A 22,850-nucleotide genomic window follows, 5' to 3' on the forward strand; every position below is an offset into this window, starting at 1 on the left:
GCCGGAAGACCTGTGTTATCAAGCCATTACCGTGGTTTGTTATGTATTGGGTGCAAGGGGTCGAGTGTTCGAATCACTCCGTCCCGACCAAATAACTCCAAAGAATCCAGTCACTTAGCGGTGACTGGATTTTTTTATGCATGTCCGCTTTTCTCTGCTTAACAATTTTGCCCCACTTTTTGCCCCACCGAATTTCAACTGCCGTTAGTCAATAATTCAGAAACGGTAGAGTCTCGGGCATTTGCATCCGCTCATGCGAAAATGGCGATTAGCCGAGAGGGAGGGCAGCTGGAAGGTTCGAATCCCTACGCTTCCGCCACTAATTCTCATTAAAGCCCTGATTTTCGGGGCTTTTTTGTGCCTGATCGTTTTTGGTCCCCCATCTGGTCCCCCATTTTTAGGTTGGCTTCCTCTGGTCTTTTACGGATAGTGGTGGACGTATTGGGTTCACTGGGGTGCCCGATCAAGTGGGATCCGCTGCTAAAAAGGACGGCTCACGGGCTTCGTTGCAGCTTCCTTCCAACCAGAGCAGGTAACACAAGAGCTGCAAATGCGCTGCAACTCAGGTGGCGTCGTCCAACGAACAGAACAATTCACTACCCAGTTGGTACCCATCACACGACAGTAAACCTGGGAGGTTTTGAGTTGCAGCAGGTAGGTTCGCCCGTTTCGGTCATGCTTTTAGCTCATGATGAAGTATTGCCATCAAATGCCGATGGTATTGTCTTGGGAGAGGTTACCGCTAAACCCCTCACTTTGGACGACTGGTTCAAGTACCAAAAGGGTGAGCCCCTGTTCGTAGAGATTAGAGGGCGGGTCGATGTGGGAAGCAACACCTCTAAGCCTGGCGTGCCCCCGGTAGGCATCTGGGTCAGTAGAAATCTGCAGATTGACCCTGCAATCAAAAATGAGAGCATTTGCTTAGTCGATGGTGGCTGGCTGCCGTTGATCTATTGCTTGACTGGCACCAACATTCTCGTAGACAAGAATGTTGTCGCCGAAATCAAGGCGAGGTTTGAGGGGGGCATGATCAAGCCAGGTGTAGCGTCGGGAAAGGACTTTCTCGATCTCCTGGTTCAGCAGCCTTGCAGCAGTTCGCTAAATCCCTTGCCTTACGGGCTTGAGGGCAATATCCAGGGCCTCCCGGATGTAGATCTCGTGCATCAACAGCTTCGGATCGCCCTAGCTGACCTTGCGGGTGCCATCCCAGATGTCAAGGTCTGGCCGACGTCCTATGATCGGGCGCAAACCCAAGCCACTCTTGACAGCTATCACTCGTACTTTTCTAAGGGCATGGAGTTCCTTCAAAAGGTCGGGCCATCCCTGATGGCGACAACCGGACGATCAAAGCGGCGTGCTGCCTGGCAAATGCTCATTCAGGCTGCGAGGGAAACTGGTATTTCACCTCAGCACATGAGCGTCGTCATGGCGCTTAGCGCGCTGACAGCTTCGCAGAACTTCAACCCTGCGAAGAAAGTACTGAAGCCGGCAATCGTCTACGGGGCGGCGCAGGCCTACAACGCCATGTGGGATGTTTTCCTGCTGTTTTTGCTGAGGGAGTTCCAACTCCACAGTCGTGTACATCGTTCTGCGTTGCTCACGCGTGACAAAAACCTTGCGATGCTTTGGATGGGAATGAAGATCCAAAAAGTGAGCACCGATCTCAGCGGGGGCTTCCAGGCTGTATTTGACGAGCGTTTGCTGAAGTGTGATGCCGACGAGGTGGCGTATTTGCAGATGCTGTTAGGCGCAGACAAAATCCATCTCGAACACCCGTTGAGCTGATCAGTCAAGATATCGATACGCTTTTTTGCCGTGCGCAGGATCTGAGCCCGGGGACAATATGTGTTGCCTCGGGCTCGGTTCTGAGGCATGCCAAATCGTGAAAAGCGCCCAGTTATTGGCGTCAACTTTGTTTTTTTTGTACACAAACAGTAACTGCTGAACGCTTTGAAGTGTGGCTAATTGGCATTAGGCGATTTAGTATTCCTGCGTAGCTTCAACCCGCCCAGCGAAATTCGAAACCGATTAGACGGTAATTGAGTCACTCACGCTGGCCACACTTCACCTAGACGTATGGACGCATCATGGCCCTACCTCGATTCCGCTTCACGCAGTGATCAGGGCGGTGAGGCGCTCCAAGCGCTTTCCAAATAGAGCGAAACGGACTTCAAAGCATGTGGCATGACAACGAAACAACTGTCGACTACCTCAATTTTGGCGTGGTCGCTGACGCCTGCGCGAGCCTCCTCCGGCAGAGCCACGGCGAGCCGATTTCGATAGGCGTTTCAGGTGGGTGGGGGGCAGGCAAATCATCTCTTGTGAAAATGATTGCGGCCCGGCTTGAGACTGAGGGTAGCCAGCAGCGTCAATTCGCTGGTGCGCAGCAGCTCGCGGAGCATCGGTATGTTGTAATCACGTTCAACCCATGGCTGTATCAGGACTTCGAAAGTGCACGAAGTGCCCTCCTGCAGATCGTAGGCGATCACGTGCTTGAGCTCGCCAAGGGTAATGCACCTCTGCAGAAGAAGGCCCTGGAGCTCTTAAAGCGCATCAACTTTTTGCGCCTCGTTCAAGTCGGTGGTGAAGCCGCAATCACGTTGACGACCGGAGTGCCCGTTGGGGCGGTTGGGAAAGCGATCGGAAAGGCGGCGAGCCTCTGGGATGCATTCACAGCAGAGGAAGATGCTCCGCAAGCGGAAGACGCAGTGGGCAAAGAGAAGGATGAAGAAGGATCGCCGGATTTAAAGCCTGCCGGCCTGTTAAACCCAGCCAAACCTCTCTCCCTGCCGAACGAAATTCATGCTTTCCGTCTCGCCCTTGAGAAGCTGCTGGAAGAGCTTGGCATCACTCTCGTAGTGTTCGTGGATGACTTGGATCGGTGTCTGCCGGAGACAGCAATTTCAACCCTCGAGTCGATCCGGTTACTGCTTTTCCTCAAGCGTACTGCCTTCGTGATCGCCGCAGACAATGACTTTATTCATGGCGCAGTCAAGAAGCATTTTGAAGGCACCGGGATCAAGAGTGATATCGCTACCAACTATTTCGATAAGCTGATCCAGGTGCCTCTCCACGTACCTCGCATTGGGGTAAACGAAGCCAAGGCATACTTGGTTCTGCTCTTGCTCGAGAAAGAGGCTAGAAGCGGTGGTTTTCCTCAAGAAAAATTTGATCTTGCCAAGGTGGAAATTCCTCAACGTCTTGCGAGAAGTTGGCTTGGAGAAACCATATCGTCTGCATTCCTGCACGAGCTGGTTGGATCGGATGGCCGCCTTCAGCAACTCATGGATCTGGCACAGGGGTTGGCCACTCTCATGTTCCAGTCGACCAGCATCAGCGCAAATCCACGACTGATGAAGCGCTTTTTGAACACGGTTTACCTGCGTGAGTCATTGGCGTTGCCCCAAGGTATCTCGTTGGATATCCCGGCTTTGGCCAAGTGGCATTTGCTGGAGCGTTATAAGGAGGAGTTGGCGGACACGTTGTCGTCGATGGTTAGCTCTGAAAATGATGGCAAGGTGCAGGAGCTGCTCCAGGCAGAGGAAGTGGCACGTGAGGGAGGTTCCCAATCCAAGCTATTCGCTGACGACCCGTTTGTTCTGGAGTGGTTGCAGTTGGCGCCCTCCCTGGGCGCAGCCGATCTGCGTCCGTTACTCCACCTCAGCAGAGATACCGCGACCCGCGACTTTGGGGACGACAACATGACTCCTGCTGCTCGTGAGCTGAGGGATGCGTTGAAAGCTGCTACCGCCTCAAATGAACATTTAACGAGAGCCATCGCCGCCGTCGATAGCGAGCAGGCTGAGCTTGCAATGGTGAAAGCCTGGCAGGCTAATACGCCCTCGCGGACATGGAGGTCTGCTAGCGAAATGGTCATTTTGATCGAGCCTTGCAAGGTTCATCCGGCACTCGGTAAGCGTGCAGCCGGACTCTTAGGGCTTGCGCCTGTTGAGTCCGTCGGTCCTGGACTCATTCCTGCACTTGCTGGTCAAGCTTGGGCCAAGGACGTCCTAAGGTCATGGGCAGAAGAAACCGGTATTCGTGAGATTACAAAGCGGGCCATCGAGTCGGCGTTAAGGAGTGATGCCTGATGGGTACCTCGACATCAAGCAGTGGTGGTAAGGCAGGCTCTCCATTCGACCCTGAATGGTTAGATCAAGGCGACTCAGCTGGCGATGGAGGTCCGGGAGACGGGGCTGGAGATGGTGCGCCAGATGGCGATGGTGAACAACCACAGGATGCACCAGACGATGGCCAGAACCCTGCCCAGGAACATGACCTAGCCCCTGACCGCAGGTTCATGCCGGCTCGATCCAAAATGGGTAAGTATCTTTCTGGTGGTGGTCGCGACGCGCTGCGTGGCGCGGCCAGCAGCATGATCAATAAAGGTATGGGTGGGGCAGGGCGCGCGACCAGCACGATGCGCGGGGTTGCTCAGGGCGCAGGACGTCTGGGATCGTTTCTTGAAGCAGTGCGAACCGGTACAGACCCGCAGGTCTTGGACTGGATTCAATGGATTCGAGGACTCAACCTTTCGGCCAATGACCTTGCGCTGGAAGTTATCAAAAAGGTCATGCCTGAGACAGGGAGCGTTGACGACGAATCTCTGAGAAACGCCGCCGTTGATGCATTGGGGCAGTTGTACGAGCAGGACCCCGACGTAGATATCCTCCAATTGAGTGATCAGCAGATCACTTCCGTCATTGGTTTTACGATCGCCAATGAGGTTTGCAACCGCATGGATCTTCAGTTGGGTCAAACCTACGAGAAGCTCAAGTATTCACCGGTTGAAATCCAAGAATTTCGCAACGACATAAAAGAATGGGTTCATGGAGAGGTGCAGCGAATCATGGAAGGTCTAGTAGGGCGCAGAGTTGATCCGCAAACGCTCGCCCAAGCAGTGCTTCAAACCGCGCTGGAGGTATTCGCTGAATGATCAAGGTCATTTGCACCAGCGTCGACCGCCTTCCAGCAGAGCTCGGAGAAGGTGAGCGCGCCTTTACCTATTTCAAAAGTGCGAAACGTGAGGGTGTTGGCACCATCGCGAAGAGCTGGCACGGCTCGCTGAAACGGAAGGGGTTTCGCCCAAGTGCAGAGACCTGGGATTTCGTCCAGTTCTGTCTGGCTGTATGCGCTACTGATCTCTGTGCGCTTAGAGGCACAAGTGCTGATGGTTGGACGAGGACGATCGAGCTGAGTGTAGGGCTGTTTGATCCTATGCGCTGGGGGCCTTGGAAGACTGAGCTTGAGCAATTGCTGAAGGTACTGACAGGTGATTACTGGACGCTAATTTTTACCGACGCAGGCCTGCCTCCTCCTCAAGGTCGCTTTGTCGGCAAGGAGCAGGATTGTGTCTCCCTGCTGTCTGGTGGTCTCGACAGTCTCATTGGCGGCTTGGATCTTGTTGCTCAAGGGCGACGCCCACTTTTCGTTTCCCAGCTGGCTCATGAGGACTCCCAGCGTCAGCGAGATTACGCACACCTCTTGGGCGGTGCCGGCGCTCACTATCAGTGGAGCCACGGCATCAGTTTCAAAGGGCCGCGCGAGCCTTCGACCCGGGGGCGATCGTTGGCATTTTATGCTTTCGCAGTTCTTGCTGCTTCCCGGCTGGATAATGTGCGCCCGACAGTGTTCATCCCGGAGAACGGCTTCATCTGTGTTAACCCTCCGTTGGTACCGGGCAGAGTGTCGAGTCTTAGTACTCGTACGACGCATCCGTTCTTCATAAGTCAGCTGCAGCGCGTCTTGGACGGTGTTGGGGTTTCCGTTCAGCTGGAGTTACCTTATCAGTACAAGACCAAAGGGCAGATGATGAACGAATGTTTGGATCAGCCACGGCTACTCCAACTTGCCTCTGATAGCACCAGTTGTGGTCGATTCCGCACCTATAATCGAACGCACTGCGGAAGGTGTGTCCCATGTATGATCAGGCGAGCCGCCTTCACGGCTTGGACTGGCGGCGCTGATGAAACTGAGTACGTTCACCCGAACTTAAAAACCAGTGAAAAATCAAATGGGCCTGACGACCCTATGGCTGTGGCTTTGGCGGTGCTCACGGCAAAAGAGAAGGGAGTCGATAGATTTCTGGGTGCCTCGTTGGCGTTTGCTTCTGTTCCTGAACGACGTCAGTATCGCGCGGTACTTAGCAACGGCATTCAGGAGCTGGAGGCCCTTCTGACCGGAGACGGATTGCTTTGATGGATTTCCACTGTCATCTCGACCTTTACCCCAACGCCCGTGATGTGTGCGCGCAGGCGGTGAAAAAAAACGAGTTCACTTGGCTGGTTACCACCAGCCCCCGGGCTTACACGGCTACCAGTCGAGTTTTAGGTGGGCATGAGAACCTGTTAATCACACCTGGGTTACATCCAGAGTTAGTGCATGAACGGTATGGCGAACTCGAGAGTCTGCTTGAGCAAATCAAGCATGCAGGCGCCGTCGGAGAGGTCGGTTTGGACGGCTCGAAGCGCTTCCAACGAAGCTATGACTTTCAACTCAAGGTGTTCAATGCCGTTGTCTCCCAATGTGCGAAATTGGGCGGTCGAGTGTTGAGCATCCATTCGCGGCAGGCTGTTAGAGATGTGTTGTCCATCCTTGATGGCCACCCAGGATACGGAATAGCCGTACTTCACTGGTTTACCGGCACTGCCTCAGAGCTTAAGACAGCCTCCGATATGGGATGCTGGTTCAGCATTGGTCCGGCAGCTTTCAACTCCGCATCTGGGAAAGCATTAGCCAAAAAACTGCCTCGACATCGTGTAGTGCCCGAAAGTGACGGGCCATTTGCACAAGTGAATGGCGAAACCGTCATGCCTTGGAGCTCAAGGCAAACGGCTGTGTTGCTGGCAGATGCTTGGGCGCTGCCAGTGGATGAAGTAATCCTCAGCCTCGAGGTCAACTCCCATCGGCTCATTGGATTGATCCGTGCTGCTGGTTAACTCTCTTGATGGCCTCGCAACTTCAGCAAGTGAGGCAGTCCTTCTCTGAGATTATGTCATGCCCCGTACGTCAGCCAACCTAACAGCGCTGCGCGAATGCTTCGCCAAGATCATGGGTGACCAGAAGGACAACTTCAGAAGCATAGATATCCCGCCGCTCCTTGCTCGGTTGGGCCTAGAGGATTGCCCAGAGGCAGACTCAAAGCGAAAGCACCTGAGCGGTGGTGTCTGGGCTTCGACTGATGAGCAACTTGTGCTTGCGTCTCAAGAAGCGCTGAAGACTCTTTCTCTGACAGTCTACGAGCGCGACAATCTCCAGGAGCTCTTGTGGAGTGACGGAAATTGCCCTGTCATACCAGGGCGCTACAGACGTGATCTGGCCCATAGCCTTGAAGCTCATCCCTTGTTCATTGATGAGGTAGGCTTCCAAGAGGCAATTGGGGCTTACTGGCGAGTCGACGAGGGGAGTCTGCAACCCGATTTCACCTTTGGCCCCACGTTGCGTGATCTCATTGTGCAGCACTTTGTTAGGAATCAAGACTGGTCTGTCACGAAACTCTTTGAAGTGCTCGGTGCATTCAAGTGTTCTGATTCCCGATTCACCCATTTTCTAGAGTCGCTGGCTTCATCCCAAGTGAGGCCAGATGAAAACTCGCAGCGCTGCTTTATGGCAGCTGTTGATGGCGCCCTTGCTCCCTGTGGCGTCCATTTTGTCGCGACGATAGCTGATGACGGTTACTTGAGTCTGGCGCTGGCCTACATCGGCGCTGAAGGAAAACCTGCTCCCAAGAATCTGATCTTCGCATCGTCAGTTAAGCCCGACCTCCGGCTCAGCAACGCTTTGGATAATGATGTCGAGGTGATGACCAGTGTGGATAGGGTGCTGATTTATGACCGGTCAATAGGACATGCCGGTTTGCTATGGCGAGACCTGCAGTCATGGTACGAGGAGAAGGAAGGGCTCAGTAAAGGGGAGGGCAAAAAGCCCTTGTATCAACGCTTGAGCGAGAGTCTCAAGGGCACATCGAAGGTGCAGTCACTGGCGTTCACAAGCTTCTACAAAGCGTTCCCCAGGGAGAACGTTCCAAACCTCCCAGCTCTACTGCCAGAGGTCTGGTTTCACTGGGATCCGCAGACGGTTGCGCAACGTGGCAAAGACGCGTTACTCCGGTCGCGGATGGATTTTCTTCTGCTGCTGCCCGGCGGTGTCAGGATAGTCATCGAAGTCGATGGCCAGCACCATTACGCAACGGATGATGGCCGAGCTAGCCCGAAGCGATACTCAGCCATGGTGGCTGCAGACAGACTGCTCAGGTTGTCAGGCTATGAAGTGTATAGGTTTGGGGGATACGAGCTTGGTCAGCCTGGCGCTGAAGAGGTGCTGGTCCGGTTCTTCCGAGCACTATTTGATCGATACGCTTTGTTATGACAGCGTGATGCGATGAGCTCGCCTCGCTTTTCGGCAAGGTTGTGTGCATAGGTCTGAATAGCCCTGCCATGTTGTAGAAAAGGTTGGGATGTGTAGAAATACCTTGTGGTCTCCAGTAAACGCACCAGCACTATTAGCGGCACCATTACTGACTGCCACATCCCACACGGTTCGCGAATGAACGGCTGGGTAGTTCCGGGCTTTAAGAGATTAAAGTCAAAAACGGATTGTTGGCGGGAAGTTCCCTCGAAATTGATCTGGCGTCGCGTAACAAGTAGCCATTCAATGAGCTGGCTTTGCGGGGACCTCTGACCTCGCAGCTCCAAATATTCCTACCATTGGGCTTTCTCAGATGAACATCCAACTTCTCAAATTGACGCTGGAGGCTTCGCCATTCCTCTCTTTGAGTCGCTGTTTCGACCAACGTGGCGTGCTCGACAGCGTAACGCTGGAAAATGCCCGGCGTGACTAGGAAAAAAGTGCCGTCCACGGTATGGACCTTTGCCTTGCTGTCGTTGACCAGTAAGCGATGAGTATGGATTCCGTCGCGCAGCCACTCGAGGAAGGCAAGCCCTGCGGCATCCTGGGGTGGCGCAGCGGCGGATTGCTGGCTTCCCGTGCCTGATCCAGTTTCGAGCTCGCCTGGCACTTGCAACATGTCCATCAAATCGTCGAGGTAGTCGAAATCCTGATTCAATTGCTCGGGGGCGTGCAGTTTTTCTTCTGGAACTACTTGCGGCCGATCTGGGGCTGACTCGCTGATTTCATGAGTTGGCAGAGAATCGTCCAGCACCGGCTCAACCGTACCGCCAAAGTATGCTGGTCGGGGCTCATCGGCCCAAATCAGGCCCGGCCTTAGGCGAAGAAAGGTAAAACGATGCTGCCAGTCCCCGTCTGTGACGGCGGCGCTCCACACCGCTTTCCCTTCACCTGTCGCGTCCACCAATCCATGTGATTGCAGCTCATCGAACAAGGCGATATTGGAGGAGGGGATACCATCAACGGATTGGGCCAGCAGGTAGGCACGCAGTTTGTCAGTCGCAGTTTTGCTGACCAACCACAGATGGTCCGGGGTGAGCCAGCCGGCCGCGCCGGGCTGGTTGAGCTTGAATTCGTTTTTGATCAGATGGCGCAGCCCCGTCAACAGATGATGTTGCAGCGAGCGCTTGGGTGCTTGCAGTGCCTTTATCGGGTTGGCGCCGATGTTTTGCGCCGTGGAAACCCTGTCTGCCTGCAGTACGAGCTCCCCAAGCGTGCCGGCGAGCTCATAGTGGTCGGCTAGCAAGGACAGTAACTGTTTCCACAGTGCTGGGTAGATGCAGAGCCAGTCGAGTAGGGCTGGGGGCAGGATCTTCATATACAGCAAACTTGCGGCGGCACCGTGTAACTGGTAATCCCGGTCGGGGAGGTAGCGGATGCGGTAAGGCTGGTTCAGGGGGCCGTGCCAGGGGTGCCAGCGTTCACCATTCTGGTACTCCACCTGGAGATCGACGGCAATTTTACCAACATCATGGAGAAGGGCGCCGTAGGCAATGGCGGCGCTCCAGGCATCAGCCTGCGCGGCCTGGTCTTCCGGTGCGGCACCACTGGGGAGCAGGTAGGACTGACGCAACTTCAGGCTGCACGCCACCAGCTCCAAGCCGTGGTCGAGCATGCCCCCAGGATAGGCATGGTGATGACTCTCACTGGCCGGTAGTTGCTGTACATAGATGGCGTAGCGGTGGATCGGTTCGAGGTAGAGTTGCTCGAACTGCGGTTGAGAAAGGGCAGTGTATTGCCAGATGCGGTCAAGCAGCTTTTTGCGGTGGCCAGCAGCAAGCAGTGATTCTGCCGACAGCGCTGGAAGAAAACCCTCGGCGGCGGATTTGGTCTCTTCGGGAAGGCCTTTTTGAGGTTTGAACCACCAGCGTTTCATCGCAGTACCTGCCTTGCGTTCAAAAGGTCCTTTTGCCTTTTCGGATAAGCCTCTTACCCTTGCGCCCCCTTCCATTGACACCATTACCCTTTACCGCGTTGGCCTTTTTCGCGAGTGCAATAATCCGAAGTCTGGCGCATCGGGTTAGCCGGCCGATCGGCATAGCCGACCCTTTCGAGTGGGGGTAGACTGCCCGGCATCATTTTTTAATCTGGGGCGCTGATGACGCTGAGTGATGCTCTATTGATCGTGCTGCTGACGGACCGAATTCATGGCACTGATGCTGCCATTCGGTCTGCCGCCAAGCGCTGTGCGAACAAGATGCCGCGCAGCCAGCGCGACATCTTGTTCAAGATTGGCAACAGCGTGGCGCCTCGCGAAGTGGTGGCCCATCTTTGTCAGAACTTGGCTGACTGATCTGTCACAGAGTTCTGCAATTAATGAGCATAGAATGACTCTTAGATTGGGAATTAATACTTGGATATTGAGTATGTCTCAGTTACTATACCTACAAATGTCTCATGCCTAGGAAAGATTTCTCATGTCCAAACTTGCCGAATTCAAAGCACTGGAAGCGCAGCTGGCCGCGCAACTTCAACAGCTGGATGCGATGAAAAACGATTCCGGCCTGAAGCAGGAAATCGAGTTTGAACAGAAGCTGAAAGCCTTGCTGGAAGAGTACGGCATGAGCCTGCGTCAGGTGATCACCATTCTGGACCCGTCCAAGGGCGTGAACGTGAGTGCCGCAAGCGTGTCGAGCGGCGCTCAGCGCAAGCCGCGCGAGGTCAAGCGCTACAAGAACCCGCACAGTGGTGAGGTCGTGGAAACCAAGGGTGGCAATCACAAGATCCTGAAGCAGTGGAAGCAGGAACACGGCTCGGATACCGTCGAGAGCTGGCTGCAGTAATCGGCTGCTCACTGGGGGTCGATGCCGGCCCCACAGAAAAAACAAAGGCCCCAATCGGGGCCTTATTGCTGGTTGAGGGAAATCACGCCGTGAGTCGCTCCGGCGCTTCTGTGATGCGGTCGGCCTGCAGTGCCAGCAGGAACTCCGAGGCCTCACGGGCCTGGCCACTGGCGCGGAAAATCGCACGCTTGTCTTCCTTGAGGATCTTCAGCCAGGAGGCCAGGTACTCCTCGTGGCGCAATTCTCCCTGGGTAGCGGTCAGTGCGCAGAGAAACGCTGCACCCATTTCCGCGACCAACTCCTCGAAAGCATAGGCTGCGGAACCGAACGCGTGCCCGCCGGTGATGCCATCGCGATTCAGGCGCGATCGATGACCCGACCAGTGAGTCAGCTCATGCAGGGCCGTAGCGTAGTAGCTGCCAACGTCCTCGAACTGGGCCTTGGTGGGTAATTGGATGCGATCGCGCAGCGGCTGATAGAACGCGCTATCGCCGTAGCAATGCTCGATCTGGGCGCCGCTGGCTAGCAGCAACTGTTCGGCTGGGGCATGGTCGATAAAAGCAGGCGACTCGGTGTGCTCAGCGTGTTCTGGCTGCTCGCCAAGCAAGCCTTCTGTCTGCTCGATGTTGAACAGGCAGTGCGTGCGCAAGAGGGCGAACTGCACCATCTTGATGTTGCCCTGTTCATCGCGAACGACCTGGCCGTCCTCGTCGTGCGCCTCCTTGCTCATCGGTTTGTACAGCACTGCAAGGGTGGATTGCTCGCCCTTGCGTACATGGCCACCAGCTTTGCGTGCCTGGTTGAAGGTCAGCCAGCGATCCTGGGTGAAACCTCGCAGGCGCGCCTCGGCCCACAGCAGTGGAATGTTGATGCCGGCGTAGGGGCGTCTGGTGATGGCGTTGATTGGAAAAGGGGAGTCAGCATTTGAACCGGTGGTGGTCCAGGGTTTGATCCAGGGGATCACGCCTTGGCTTAAGGCGCTGACGATCTTGTTGGTGACATCCAGATAGACATCTGACATGGCGTTCTCCGGGCGTGTAGGGGGAACGCTGCCCAGCCGGGAAGGGTTCCCGGTGGGGTAGTCAGGCAGTAGCGGTGCAGCAGGGTTAGAGGGCGGCGATATCTACTACGATCTCGCCGGGTAGCCGGATGAGCAGAAAAGCCGGGCCCCTGCGTGGCGTGATGCGAGCCAGCTGAAGCTGCGGCAGGTGAGCAGATACTGAAGTGCCGTTGTGCCGCAAGCGGTCGAGTTGCAGCTCGATGGGGCAGTGTGAAGCACGCGGTGCCGAAGTCCGCACGCTGTTGAGCAGGCATGCCAGGCGCAGGCCTGACTGTCCAATTGGTTCCTCACCTGTGGCAGGTGCAATGAACTGCTGCCAAACGCCTGGGCTCAGTACCACCGCATTGGAAAAGCGCTTCATCCTGGACATTGGGACCTCCGCGTAGCTGATCCCGCGACACCTCATGTGAGGTTCGTGCGTGAACCTGCTCAATCTGAACAAGACATTGAGCAGGGTGCGTCCATGTATTAAACCGCGCTTGGACGTGAGGTCAATCTCCGATCTGCACCTTATACGGAGGGCTCTATCCAGGGAGTTCCAGCGAAGACTTCCCTCCTTGGATTCCTGACAAACGGCGGTCCTCAACCGACTGAAGAATGATGCGAGAGGCGCCCAGAGAGGCCCGATTAAGGTGCCGCTCTGGGTACGCGTGGAGCTCGCTTCTGCGTTCAAGATTTGCCTGCCGGATCAACATCGGCGGCCAGGTACAGGTGGGTGGAGGTGGCCTCTACCACCAGTGATCCTGCAGTACCGCGAAGGCTGGCGAGGACAGGATCATCGATGTCGAAGTACTCGGCAAAATCATCGCCGCCGAATTCTTCGCGGGCGCGATTCCACCAGGTATCGAAGTCGTCGACGTTAGGGTTGCAGCCAGTGGCATAGGCCACGCGTTTGCGGCCGCCACCGTCTGGTTTGCTTTCGCCGATCTCGGACATGAGGTAAACACCGTGGTCCTTGACCAGTATCAGTCTGCAACCATTGATACCGGCCTCGGCCAACACGGCGTGAAGTTCAGTGCCTGTGAAACGCAGCATGATGAGATCCTCCAGAGGGTGCGGAGGAACTCCACCCCCGTGTGGGAGAGTTCCCAGCACTGGAATGGATGTGAGTAGGGTGCATCAAAGACGCGGGCTCACTGAGCCCAGAGAGAATAGAAAGCGTTCATCACCGGGGAACGGTGACCATGCGAGCTGCCGAACGCGTATCGCATTTTGGGGTAACCATCACATGTGTGACGTAGCCTCAAAGGTTATGGCTACCTGGGCTGCTGGAAAACCAGCGATTGCACACTTGGTTTACCAAGCGAACCGGCACTGCGTCAACGGCGCTTTTCGGCGAAGGCAATGTTCCCTATCCAATGAGCGCCACCGGCGATAATCCGCGTTGTCTAAGTGATCAACGGTCATGGAATTCAGCGACAGAGGAGTAAGCTAAAGCTTGGATCCAAATTTGCGGTAGCGGCTGGACCGCGTGCGCGGTGATAGGTAAGGGAGGCAATCAAATGTCGACTCAAGCATCCTCGGCTTCTGGCAGCACCGGGATCGGCAAGCATCTTATTCGCGCTGCGGTTGGTGCTGGTCGAGTGGTGAACAGATTTGAATCCAAGGTTTTGAACTCCAGCGTTTTGGCCGCCGTGCCGTTCAAATATCGCAAAATTGGCTTTCAGGTAGTTAAGTTGATCCTGATGCTCGTCGTTGCTTCAGTTGCGATATCTCTCGCGCTCGGGATGCTTGCTTTATGGACCATTGCCGCGCTGCCAATCAGTACTGAGAGAGAGCCCCGGATCCATGAAATGAGCCACCCTCGACATCATCTTAGATTCCCAGAAATGTACGACGATAACGGGGCCCCCAGGTGATTGGTTACTTCAGTCTGCTGGCACCGGACATGACCTGTGAAGATCCCTTCTCTGCTTGTACCTGAGCACCTTCTGTTCCCCGGGTGAGGAGCGTTTGCATACCGCTGCCCACGTTGTATCCCGCCCAACTCATGACGCCGAGGAAAAACATCGGCAGCACTACGAACATTGCACCCATCACGTACTCGATCACCTGTGCGGTGACTGTTCCATCCATGAATCCTGCTGTTGGCAACGACAATAGCGCATGGTCTGTGGCCGATACTTGGTTGTACAGCGTTTCCAGCATGCTCGAGTCGATCCAGCGCGCGAGCTCCCACCAGAATGTCAGCATGTGCAGCGTGAATAACGCGAACGTGATCGTCATGAGCGTCTTGAGCTGGTAGGTGCTGATCAGCAGCACCAGCGGGAGGCTGATGATCGTGCCCATGATCAAGAAGGCCTGGACCATCGGCAATGCCGCGCGCAGCGCATTCATTGCCGGGAAGTTGCTGAACGAGCCCAGCGCAAGGCCTGTGTTGGTGGCCAGGTTGTTGAGCCCTTGCGTCAGCGAACCGCCGCGGGCACTGCTGCCGTAGTCCTGGAACACCTGCCCAGGTGCCATGCTCAATGATTGCTGCCGTGGGCTCACCAGTTCGCGCAAGGTAGCGTCTTCGACCTCCGTAGATGTGCGCCCGGTCAGCCAACCCCGCAACTGCGTAAGCAGCGATGGGTCAACCTCGGCGACCAGGCGATCGCGTAGCCCGATCGTTCCATCGCTCCACCACTGCTTGCAGGTGGGGTAGCCGGCGCCGTTGTCGAGCTGAGGCAGAGAGGTGTCCCGGGTCTCGTCGTATGGCCAATCGACCCTGGGCATTCGCGAGCGGTCGGTATCGTAGTAGCCCGGTGTGTTGAGCAGGTACGTCGAGCCAATCCAGGAGGCGTCGTAGCTCTGCGACTCGTCCAGCTCGGGGCGATTTGTGAACAGCCGCGAGCGCGAAAAACCGTAGCAGTCCCGGGTGAAGTCGGCGACTTCCTGTAGCAGCACCTGGTCGTTGATCCGCGAACTGTCGATCTCCATGCGCATCGCTCGGATGTCGGGCGCGCAGGGAATCGCCGCGGTGGCAGCGGCGGTGATGCCTTTGCTCATGGCATGCACGAGGAACCACCACACCGGCACGTTCGCTGACTTCTCGCCGATGGTGTTGAAAGTCGTGGCCCAGGCCGTGTCGGCGGGCCTGGCCATTGAGACCCCACAGCGCTTGCTCGCGGCATCGTCGAAAGTCACGGAGGACAGGTTCAGCGGGAAGAACGGCATGCAGCCGAACAGAATGACCACGTAGCTCATCCACAACCGGTTCTCGACGCGAGGGATCGACAGCAGGCCCTTGTTTCCCTCGTCGGCTCCCTGTTGGCGGGCCGACAGCCACTCCTGCAGGATGATTGCACCGAAGGGGGCGGCGAACAGCCCGGTATCCGCCAGCGTGTTCCAGATGCCGTTGTTGATGATCCAGGCCAGCAGCGACAGGTAGTACTCAAGGTAGCTGTTGGTGCTCATGTTCATGGCCGCACCTCACACGCGAGACAGTTCGACCAGGATGATCGAGCTGAAGCCGATCAACCCCAGACGCTTTAGCCGTTGCTGGTCCACAGGCGCAGGCCGCATGCGCAACGCTGCGGCCCAACCGGTGAAGATCAGGGTGTACAGCAGGGTGCGCCACCACGCGAAGTAGGCGGCAGTCGCCCGCGTTGGTGCGAGCCAATCCAGTTGGGTGGCGGGCAATTGCAGCGCCATCCAGGCAATCAGCAATATGGCCAGCATGAAGCCGAAGATCAGCAGCGCGTGGACGATCAGGCATCTCATAGATGACGTGGTCATGGCGTGTTCCTCTCCTGTTCAGCCCGGCGCAGTCGGTCCGGCACCGGGTCGCGCTGATCGATGCTGCGCGAGGCGTCGGCACCGCCGGCGTGGCGATCAAGGACCAGGCTGGCTGTATTGGTGGCCAGCGACTGGCGTACCTGCAGCTCGGTTTGCAGCAGGCGGATCTCGCGCTCCAGTGTTTCGACGTTGCTGTTGAGGGCGGTAGTGGCCGGCTGCGCCGACGCTACGTTCGGTTCGTGGCTGCCGGCGAACAGCGTGCGCTGCAGCAGCATCGCCTTGTAGATCACGCTGGACAGTGCGGTCTCACTGGCCAGACGCCGGGCCAGCAGGTTCTGATCAGGGTCATCGCGCAGCCCCTCAATGACGCCGCGCGAGACCTGCAGCAAGGGGCTGGAGACCTTGCTGAGGTTCTCTGGGGTAGGCTGGTCGGCGTCCGAGACCATGCGCTGCAGGCCTTCCAGGTGTTCCGTGTAGGTTTCCTGGATCAACGGCGACAGGCCCGTACCGGCGGTTACACGCAGCGTCTCGCAGTCATCGCAGGTTTCCACCTCGGTTTCACCGAGCACCCGTGTCGCCCATTCAGAGGCCTCCTCGGGGCTCGACCAGGCTTGGCAGATGGCGCCATTCTGGCAAGCCGACCCGACGGCCGAGGTGTCCTCGACGGACCGGTTGTACAGCAGGTTGTAGCCGGCCTTGACCACATCCGAGGTCACCCGGATGGGCTGCTGGCCGTTGCCGCCGGCTTTCTGCCCACCGACCCAGCTGACGCCGTTGTTGCCGTTGTTCGACTCGGTATCCTTCACCGCCATTACGGCATCGCCGCCGGACTGCTCGAGGTTGTGCTGCATTTCCTGATTCTGAGCCAGCGCGCCCCACCCGGCCTGGTCGACTTTGTCGGCCATTTTCGTCGCCATCGCCTGGCAGGTGAGCTTGGAACGATCGAAGTCGATGCGTCCCTGCAGCACGCCATTACTCAGCAGCTCATACAGCCCGGGGTTGGCGCGCTGGATGATCATCGCCGGCAACGACATCACCGCCTGCGTGGCGTTCTGAATGACGTTGCCCATGATCTGCTGGAAGCCCTGGGTGGCGCCATTGAGTTGGTTCTGCAGCGTATTCGAGAGGTTCATGTTTCCGCACATCATGTTGGCCCGCCACGACATGCCCACGCCAAGGCCATTGGGACGGTAGAGCGAGGAGGGCGCTCCCGCTGCCGAACCGCCGCCAATGGTGTACATCACGCGGTCAACCAGGACCGGGGCCTGGTCACCGAGGTGGTAGCCGTTCTCTACGGCATGGCCTGCGGCACACATGAGGAGGCAAACCAACCCGAGCGCGAGGTTTTTCATCATTGGCCTCCATCAAAGTCGATGCTGAACAGAAACGTCTGACCCATGCGCTGGCAGCAACGGTAGGGCCGCCACAGCGACCAGGCATAGGCGCCGTCGGCGCTCTGGATCGTTGGGCTGGGGAAGATGGCGCAGGTGTTCTGGATGACCGGGACCAGCAACTGCCAGCGGTGGTTGTTGACCTTGTTCTCCATCACCGGCTGCGGCGGCCAATAGCCGGGAGCCGGCATCGGCTGCAGTGGTAGATAAACGTGCGGCTGGCCGACGCGGGTGATGAAGTCGCTGGCGCGCTGGGCCATCACGGCAGCTGCCTTGAAATCATCGGGCTGCACCAGAAAACCATGGCGCGGATACACGCTGCCCCACATGTCCCCGAGAGCCTGGTTGCCGATCTCGCGCATCCCCGGGACCAGTGCCTGTGGGTAGACGGACTCGGGGATCGCCTGGCGCCACGCCAGCGGGTCGAGCGTGCTGAGGTAGTAGGGCGAAAACGGTACGGCTCCGCTTGGGCACGCATAACCGAATGTATGCGCGAGAGCTGTGAGGGCTGCCCCGCCGGGATGGCCAATGCCGTCGACATTCTTGAACCTGGGCAGGTTATCGCGCTGCGGCGAAGGCGTGATCAGGTTGCCACCCCCTTGCGACGCCGGCGTCGGCGTCGACAGCGCCGACATTTCGCTCCAAGGATTGGCGCCGGGGTCGGCATAGCTCGATACGACGAGCTCGGGAATGAAGTGACGGATCTTCGGTGAGGTCCGCACCGTGCAGCCGAAAGGTGTACAGAGCAACCAGTAGCAGATCCCGACGACCCGATACTCCAGACACCGCAGCGAAGAGACGGAGGCGATAAGGGTTGGCGTGGTCAATGCCAGACACTGCTCGGCGGCCACCAGCAGAGCAGCGGCGGTGAAGGCACGGCCACGGCGAGCCTTTCTGGATTTCGGCGCTTTGCTTCGGGTGAAGGTAGTGACGTTCATGGGCAACGCTCGACAGGTGGCAGCAGTGTGCGTCCATGCGCCAAGCTTCAGCATCCCGGATCCGAGGCAGGAGAAGGTCGGACAAACCGAGCCCGGGATAATCGGTTTCTTTTGAAGACTGGTAAAGGCTACTAACTAGGCAGAATATTGAAGGGGGTTTAGATGTATTCCTTTGGGGCTATTGGGCGTAATACCTTCGAACACAACATTCCCCGGCGCGTCGGGCCTCTGATATAGCGTTGAATTCTACAGGTGGTTAATGATTCGGATAATGAGCTGATTACGCTTGGCAGTTAACGGCATGAGGCTGCCCTTCGCAAAGGGCAGCTATTGGCCATAAACAGGTGTCTGTGGCTGATATGTTAGTAAGTGAGAGCTACGCCCGCGGTGTAATAATTCGTTGTAAGATTTCTCCAAAATAGGAGGGGTAATCTTCGAGGACAACTTCAAAGTGTCCTTGATAGTCACGTATCAAATTTCGGGCTTCATGGATCGAGTCCACACGATCTACCAGCGTTAAAGCCATGCGCTGCGCTATTACTCGCTCAGAAAACCCTGCTTCGTAATACGAGATTGACTCTTCGCTAGGAAGCCCGTATTTCAAGCGCTTCTGAAGAAGATCGGCATGCCATCTAAATTCATTTCCAACCTCCTCATCAGCCAGAGCTAAGAAGGCCTCTTTGAGAGCAGCAAGGAGCAAGGCAAATTCAAAGCCGAATGTCTGTTCGCAAATATCTACGATTAGATCGAGGTCGAATGACCTAGAATTTGCGCCGTGAGGGTACTTCGCCCCTAAGTCATGAAGTTGTTGTTGAAGAGCTGCAAAAGAGTGCCCCTCGATCCATCCAGTAGCTAGTCCACCTATTGCTGTATTTGGTATGGTGTCATGAAGCCGCTTCTCAGTCGAAAGCGAAACCAGTAATGGCCAAATTTTTTCAAATAGCTCGGTTGCCGACGAGACATGCTCCAGAGATGACTCATTGGTTCGAACCCAAGCGTCAATCGCCAACGCGTGATCAATTCCCAAAAGGGTGCGGCCAAAGCGATGTTGAGTTGTCGTTTCCGGCACAAGCCTTTCAATCCTACGTGCTACAGATTCAAAAATACCTGACAGCAGCACCTGCTGATCTGGAGTGGCAAGGGAATAGGCCAGCGTCTCACTCGCAAGAACTTTTGCGTTTGCCACAAACGTCTCTGAGTCCACATCACTTCGATAGGTCATCAAAAAGCTTTCTACGGCTTCAATGATTTTCTTTTTATCCTCCAGTTGTGCACGAAGGGAGGCAACCGAATATCCGTTTTGAACGAGCGCCTCAGAAATATTTCCTACGGCGGTCCACAAGCCCTCCCAATTATCGACGATCTGGGTAGCGATCTCAGATGGACTCGGTGAAGTTATGTATTTTCTGCCTGAATCGTTCGTCATAGGATCGAATAGAGAAAGCAATGTGCTTCCTGTGGGCTCCGCAGTATCTGGCTTTATCAGATTCACTGTATCCTGCCAGCGGTACGTCTGAGTGGTTCGTTCATCGTACAGACGGTGATCTGTGAAGATTACTGTGCCCTCACCATACATGCCTGCTCGTCCCGCTCGTCCCATGAGGTTATGGAAATCTCGAACTCGAATGGACTCACGCCCAACCATTGCACTTGTGACAAGTAGATATCGGATGGGTAGATTTACTCCTTGAGCAAGAGTGGAGGTACAGACGATCAGACGGATCAAGCGTTGTCTCATAGCATGCTCTATAGCGAGGCGCACCCCTTGAGGGGTATTACCATGATGAGCAAAAATACCTATCGCAGCTGCCTTTGTTAGGTATGCGCTTTCGCCGAAGTTATCAGTATATAGTCGAACGAATCGACGGATTTCATCTGGATCGCAGTGCTCTAGTGGGGAAGGAAGGGAGACCCCACGGAGAAAAGTGTCCTCGACTGCTTCCTTTACAATTTTTGAAGCGGACGCTTTTTTTCCCGCATAGATAGCGACACCCCCATTCCTTAGAAGCAATAACGCGAGATATAACGCAATAGAGCCGCTTTCCTTAGTGGGGAAAAACCTATCTTTTCTCTCACCCTTTAGGCGAGGCATTTTTTCGGTAACGATCACGCGAGGTACAAAAAAGCTCTGTTCGCTTTCCGATAGGACGTTAAACTGCAGCTGCCCATTCGTGACATCTTTAGGGATGCTCGCAAAGGCGACTAGACGCCTCGATTGCACTGAGTTATCAGCCACTACCTTGGACTGATCCTCCAGAAGCCATTTGGCTACAGCGGAAGCATTCTGTATCACTGCTGAGATCAATACGCTTTGCGAGTCTTCCGACAGCATCCTTTTGATGGAAGTCAGCAATAATTCGTAAGTCACCCCGCGAGTGCCGGTATCGAATTGATGACCTTCATCATAGACCACCAAGCCCGCATTCAAAATTATATCTGGCTCTTGCCTTAGCAAGAAAAGCAGCTTCTCGGGTGTCAAAACTACGACATGCGGCTTCGTTTCAATTTTCAATCCAAAAATGTCGAGATCAATATCTGGCTGCAATGCATCGCTGACCTGATTTACACTATAATCATCATCCTTGAAGGCTTTATCTAGATCGCTCGCAATTTCTTGGCAAAGTGCTCGAAATGGAGCAATTACTAATGCCAGTTTTGTCCGGGATGAAAGGAAGGCTGATCGAATTAGCAGTTCTGTTGCCCGAGACTTCCCGGTGCTGGTTGGCATCTGAACAACGCCAGACTGTCCCCTATATAGGCCTGCTTCCCCTAGCATTCGCTGAGAAGGCCACATCTCCTTAATAGACAACGTCCGAGATAGGTAAGGTGTCCAGGCCCTCCGAGTCAGATCACTGTATTGAGGCAGCAACGTCCACGCGGAATTACTGACTCGAGTCACCGCCGCAGCACCCAATAAATCAGACATTAACAACTCATGGGCTGTGGCCGACGTGTACGCCCAACGTCGCAAATCTCTAATTTCGCTTAAGATTGTGCCACCACCCTTTCCTGTCATGTAGTGCCGCTCAAGCGCAAGGAGAAGAGATCTCGCGTGTTCAAGTTCTACCGCCCGCGATCCGCTCCATGGTTTGTCGAGGGCGACACTCACCGCCCTAGCTAACGGGGTGCCCTCAGAATCTGAGAGTTGGCGTAACCGAGATATCTGCACTGCGGCATTACCGGGGACATTCCCAAGGTAGAAACCAGCTGCGGACAGTAGACGTAAATTGAAAGAAATACTCTGATTCAACAAGGACTCATCAAAAGCTTGTAGCACTTGAGCTGCAAAGACAACCTCATCGTCGGGAGTTTCGCCGGCATCTGCCGCCCCAGTAGCGCGGCCCACTGTTTCGGAAGCGAAGTCTCCCAGTGTTCCAATAGCCAAAGGAAACTGCATTTCAAGATTGAGATCTTTCGGGAGCTCGAGATGGTCTTCCGCGCGAATCCCATATTCGTACATCTTGCCCTTTGAATGAGTAATAGCAGCAGCAAAACGGGCTCGATTATTAGGCTTCATTTGCGGCCCTTTCATAGAGAGCATGCACGAACGCCATTAATGTCTTGGCGTGAACGACGATGAGCATGAGGTTATTTATATTCTCGTGACCTGCACAATCTGTCGTCTCAGAAATATAGGTTGAGTCGTAAATACTTGAGCAGAGCACTGCGGCAGCGCCTGTTTTACGGATGTAGGGAATTTCTAAACCCTCCTGGAAGCGCTCAACACGGTCAGCGCCGTCCTCATCACCTCGGTTAATTAGGCGCCGTTTGATAGCGTTTAAAGATTCAGAGATTCGATAGACATCTTTAACCGAGTCGTTTACTGCATCTTGCAGGCGTGGCAGCGCTTTCTTGCCGCTAAGTTGCGCTTTCGACTCAAAAGAAACCAAAACGTCTTTGCGGGAGGGGTTTAAAGGACCTGATTCATAAAATTTAAATGCAAGTACATCTGTGCCTTTCGGTGACTCGTTACGAACAAGCTTGTCGTCATAACGTGTCCTAGGTGCCCAGAATCCAAACTGACTTTCAAGAAGGTCGGCAATGAGGATTTCTGCAAAATCTCCGGAGCGTGTCGCTGGCCCGAAGTCGTGCGATTTGTCTGGAAACACCATGTCAGTTAGGTATTCAGCGCGAGACTTACCGGTGCCTCGTCGGAGTCGGTCTATCTGCGCGTCAAGGCAGTAATGCTCACGAAAAACTTTCGCCCAAGCGCTCAGAGTTGGAGTTGAACTAAGCTTTATTCGAAGCTCAAAAACTTTAACCGAGACGCCATCAGATGTTGTAACTTTATGTCTTGATTTTTTTAACCAAGCTGCATATGGAGGCGATGCAGACATCTAGTACTCCGCTCATTCTTGAGAACTATATCCATCCATAGGATGAGAGTTATGATATTACGGTACTGAAAAAGCAGGGGTTTGTGGGCAGATTAAACTCAATCCCTGCATTCTGACAAGAATAATAAGGTGGCCTTATCCGTGCTGCTACTTCTGGTCAGTTCCCGCGCTTCGGAAATGGCGGCTTCGTTGGCCGATCGCTGCTGTTCGTCGATACT

At 55.3% G+C, this 22,850-nt stretch carries 19 protein-coding genes; 9 read left to right on the forward strand and 10 right to left on the reverse strand.

Features of this window, described 5'->3' with window-relative positions; all coding sequences use genetic code 11:
* Positions 1–645: 645 nt before the first annotated feature.
* The 6 genes from HP546_RS01705 (at position 646) to HP546_RS01730 (ending at position 8,367) form a co-directional block, all read left to right on the forward strand.
* A complete protein-coding gene (locus tag HP546_RS01705; protein ID WP_172219019.1) occupies positions 646–1,785 on the forward strand; it encodes a hypothetical protein in 1,140 nt (379 codons plus the stop codon).
* Between the two features lie 392 nt (positions 1,786–2,177).
* Positions 2,178–4,091: a P-loop NTPase fold protein gene (locus HP546_RS01710; protein ID WP_172219021.1), complete on the forward strand. Its 1,914-nt coding sequence runs from the start codon at positions 2,178–2,180 to the stop codon at positions 4,089–4,091.
* Positions 4,091–4,936: a hypothetical protein gene (locus HP546_RS01715; protein WP_172219023.1), complete on the forward strand. Its 846-nt coding sequence runs from the start codon at positions 4,091–4,093 to the stop codon at positions 4,934–4,936. The genes HP546_RS01710 and HP546_RS01715 overlap by 1 nt, the downstream gene beginning before the upstream one ends.
* Positions 4,933–6,198: a Qat anti-phage system QueC-like protein QatC gene (gene qatC / locus HP546_RS01720; protein ID WP_172219025.1), complete on the forward strand. Its 1,266-nt coding sequence runs from the start codon at positions 4,933–4,935 to the stop codon at positions 6,196–6,198. The genes HP546_RS01715 and qatC overlap by 4 nt, the downstream gene beginning before the upstream one ends.
* Positions 6,198–6,938 (forward strand): Qat anti-phage system TatD family nuclease QatD, encoded by a 741-nt coding sequence (qatD, locus tag HP546_RS01725; RefSeq protein WP_172219027.1) that lies wholly within the window; start codon positions 6,198–6,200, stop codon positions 6,936–6,938. The genes qatC and qatD overlap by 1 nt, the downstream gene beginning before the upstream one ends.
* A 58-nt stretch (positions 6,939–6,996) precedes the next feature.
* Complete coding sequence (locus HP546_RS01730) at positions 6,997–8,367, forward strand: hypothetical protein (protein ID WP_172219029.1); 1,371 nt, start codon at positions 6,997–6,999, stop codon at positions 8,365–8,367.
* 202 nt (positions 8,368–8,569) lie between these two features.
* Here HP546_RS01730 and mobH read toward each other — a convergent pair whose 3' ends face one another.
* Positions 8,570–10,282, reverse strand: coding sequence for a MobH family relaxase (gene mobH / locus HP546_RS01735; RefSeq protein WP_172219032.1), 1,713 nt, complete (start codon positions 10,280–10,282; stop codon positions 8,570–8,572).
* Between the two features lie 222 nt (positions 10,283–10,504).
* Between mobH and HP546_RS01740 the strand changes: the two genes are divergently transcribed.
* Together HP546_RS01740 and HP546_RS01745 are read left to right on the forward strand one after the other, a co-directional pair.
* Positions 10,505–10,699: a hypothetical protein gene (locus HP546_RS01740; RefSeq protein ID WP_172219034.1), complete on the forward strand. Its 195-nt coding sequence runs from the start codon at positions 10,505–10,507 to the stop codon at positions 10,697–10,699.
* A gap of 124 nt (positions 10,700–10,823) precedes the next feature.
* Complete coding sequence (locus HP546_RS01745) at positions 10,824–11,189, forward strand: histone-like nucleoid-structuring protein, MvaT/MvaU family (RefSeq protein ID WP_172219036.1); 366 nt, start codon at positions 10,824–10,826, stop codon at positions 11,187–11,189.
* An 82-nt stretch (positions 11,190–11,271) separates the two neighbouring features.
* On the opposite strand, the gene HP546_RS01750 is transcribed toward HP546_RS01745, so the two are convergent.
* From HP546_RS01750 to HP546_RS01760, 3 genes are all read right to left on the reverse strand, one after another.
* A complete protein-coding gene (locus HP546_RS01750) occupies positions 11,272–12,210 on the reverse strand; it encodes an ArdC family protein (protein ID WP_172219038.1) in 939 nt (312 codons plus the stop codon).
* Between the two features lie 85 nt (positions 12,211–12,295).
* Positions 12,296–12,619, reverse strand: coding sequence for a hypothetical protein (locus HP546_RS01755; protein ID WP_256678409.1), 324 nt, complete (start codon positions 12,617–12,619; stop codon positions 12,296–12,298).
* 299 nt (positions 12,620–12,918) lie between these two features.
* Positions 12,919–13,284, reverse strand: coding sequence for a DUF3085 domain-containing protein (locus HP546_RS01760; protein ID WP_172219040.1), 366 nt, complete (start codon positions 13,282–13,284; stop codon positions 12,919–12,921).
* Between the two features lie 467 nt (positions 13,285–13,751).
* Between HP546_RS01760 and HP546_RS01765 the strand changes: the two genes are divergently transcribed.
* The gene (locus tag HP546_RS01765; protein ID WP_172219042.1) at positions 13,752–14,108 is read left to right on the forward strand and encodes a hypothetical protein; all 357 of its coding nucleotides are present in this window, start codon (positions 13,752–13,754) and stop codon (positions 14,106–14,108) included.
* Between the two features lie 4 nt (positions 14,109–14,112).
* Here the strand turns inward: HP546_RS01765 and HP546_RS01770 are convergent, their stop codons facing one another.
* The 6 genes from HP546_RS01770 to HP546_RS01795 all read right to left on the reverse strand — a co-directional run bounded on the left by HP546_RS01770 (position 14,113) and on the right by HP546_RS01795 (position 22,632).
* Complete coding sequence (locus HP546_RS01770; protein WP_172219044.1) at positions 14,113–15,651, reverse strand: conjugal transfer protein TraG N-terminal domain-containing protein; 1,539 nt, start codon at positions 15,649–15,651, stop codon at positions 14,113–14,115.
* Between the two features lie 9 nt (positions 15,652–15,660).
* Complete coding sequence (locus HP546_RS01775) at positions 15,661–15,966, reverse strand: hypothetical protein (RefSeq protein ID WP_172219046.1); 306 nt, start codon at positions 15,964–15,966, stop codon at positions 15,661–15,663.
* Positions 15,963–17,318 carry an integrating conjugative element protein gene (locus tag HP546_RS01780; RefSeq protein ID WP_172219048.1) on the reverse strand — a complete coding sequence of 452 codons (1,356 nt, stop codon included), beginning with the start codon at positions 17,316–17,318 and terminating at the stop codon, positions 15,963–15,965. The genes HP546_RS01775 and HP546_RS01780 overlap by 4 nt, the downstream gene beginning before the upstream one ends.
* Complete coding sequence (locus HP546_RS01785) at positions 17,318–18,295, reverse strand: TIGR03756 family integrating conjugative element protein (protein ID WP_172219050.1); 978 nt, start codon at positions 18,293–18,295, stop codon at positions 17,318–17,320. Before HP546_RS01785 ends, HP546_RS01780 begins: the two co-directional genes overlap by 1 nt.
* A gap of 376 nt (positions 18,296–18,671) precedes the next feature.
* The gene (locus tag HP546_RS01790; protein WP_218584417.1) at positions 18,672–21,836 is read right to left on the reverse strand and encodes a DEAD/DEAH box helicase; all 3,165 of its coding nucleotides are present in this window, start codon (positions 21,834–21,836) and stop codon (positions 18,672–18,674) included.
* Positions 21,802–22,632 (reverse strand): Hachiman antiphage defense system protein HamA, encoded by an 831-nt coding sequence (locus tag HP546_RS01795; RefSeq protein WP_172219052.1) that lies wholly within the window; start codon positions 22,630–22,632, stop codon positions 21,802–21,804. The genes HP546_RS01790 and HP546_RS01795 overlap by 35 nt, the downstream gene beginning before the upstream one ends.
* Positions 22,633–22,850 lie beyond the last annotated feature (218 nt).

Origin of the sequence: Pseudomonas sp. CM25, assembly GCF_013179705.1 — a bacterium.
In the GTDB taxonomy this organism is placed as follows: Bacteria; Pseudomonadota; Gammaproteobacteria; order Pseudomonadales; family Pseudomonadaceae; genus Aquipseudomonas.

What these genes read in the sequence shown, in the direction of transcription:
- HP546_RS01715 (WP_172219023.1), top strand. Translation starts at nt 4,091, where the DNA reads ATGGGTACCTCGACATCAAGCAGTGGTGGTAAGGCAGGCTCTCCATTC.
- HP546_RS01740 (WP_172219034.1), top strand. Translation starts at nt 10,505, where the DNA reads ATGACGCTGAGTGATGCTCTATTGATCGTGCTGCTGACGGACCGAATT.
- HP546_RS01765 (WP_172219042.1), top strand. Translation starts at nt 13,752, where the DNA reads ATGTCGACTCAAGCATCCTCGGCTTCTGGCAGCACCGGGATCGGCAAG.
- HP546_RS01710 (WP_172219021.1), top strand. Translation starts at nt 2,178, where the DNA reads ATGTGGCATGACAACGAAACAACTGTCGACTACCTCAATTTTGGCGTG.
- qatC (WP_172219025.1), top strand. Translation starts at nt 4,933, where the DNA reads ATGATCAAGGTCATTTGCACCAGCGTCGACCGCCTTCCAGCAGAGCTC.
- HP546_RS01755 (WP_256678409.1), bottom strand. Translation starts at nt 12,619, where the DNA reads ATGTCCAGGATGAAGCGCTTTTCCAATGCGGTGGTACTGAGCCCAGGC.
- HP546_RS01775 (WP_172219046.1), bottom strand. Translation starts at nt 15,966, where the DNA reads ATGACCACGTCATCTATGAGATGCCTGATCGTCCACGCGCTGCTGATC.
- mobH (WP_172219032.1), bottom strand. Translation starts at nt 10,282, where the DNA reads ATGAAACGCTGGTGGTTCAAACCTCAAAAAGGCCTTCCCGAAGAGACC.
- HP546_RS01780 (WP_172219048.1), bottom strand. Translation starts at nt 17,318, where the DNA reads ATGAAAAACCTCGCGCTCGGGTTGGTTTGCCTCCTCATGTGTGCCGCA.
- HP546_RS01730 (WP_172219029.1), top strand. Translation starts at nt 6,997, where the DNA reads ATGCCCCGTACGTCAGCCAACCTAACAGCGCTGCGCGAATGCTTCGCC.
- HP546_RS01790 (WP_218584417.1), bottom strand. Translation starts at nt 21,836, where the DNA reads ATGCTCTCTATGAAAGGGCCGCAAATGAAGCCTAATAATCGAGCCCGT.
- HP546_RS01750 (WP_172219038.1), bottom strand. Translation starts at nt 12,210, where the DNA reads ATGTCAGATGTCTATCTGGATGTCACCAACAAGATCGTCAGCGCCTTA.
- HP546_RS01760 (WP_172219040.1), bottom strand. Translation starts at nt 13,284, where the DNA reads ATGCTGCGTTTCACAGGCACTGAACTTCACGCCGTGTTGGCCGAGGCC.
- HP546_RS01745 (WP_172219036.1), top strand. Translation starts at nt 10,824, where the DNA reads ATGTCCAAACTTGCCGAATTCAAAGCACTGGAAGCGCAGCTGGCCGCG.
- HP546_RS01795 (WP_172219052.1), bottom strand. Translation starts at nt 22,632, where the DNA reads ATGTCTGCATCGCCTCCATATGCAGCTTGGTTAAAAAAATCAAGACAT.
- qatD (WP_172219027.1), top strand. Translation starts at nt 6,198, where the DNA reads ATGGATTTCCACTGTCATCTCGACCTTTACCCCAACGCCCGTGATGTG.
- HP546_RS01785 (WP_172219050.1), bottom strand. Translation starts at nt 18,295, where the DNA reads ATGAACGTCACTACCTTCACCCGAAGCAAAGCGCCGAAATCCAGAAAG.
- HP546_RS01770 (WP_172219044.1), bottom strand. Translation starts at nt 15,651, where the DNA reads ATGAACATGAGCACCAACAGCTACCTTGAGTACTACCTGTCGCTGCTG.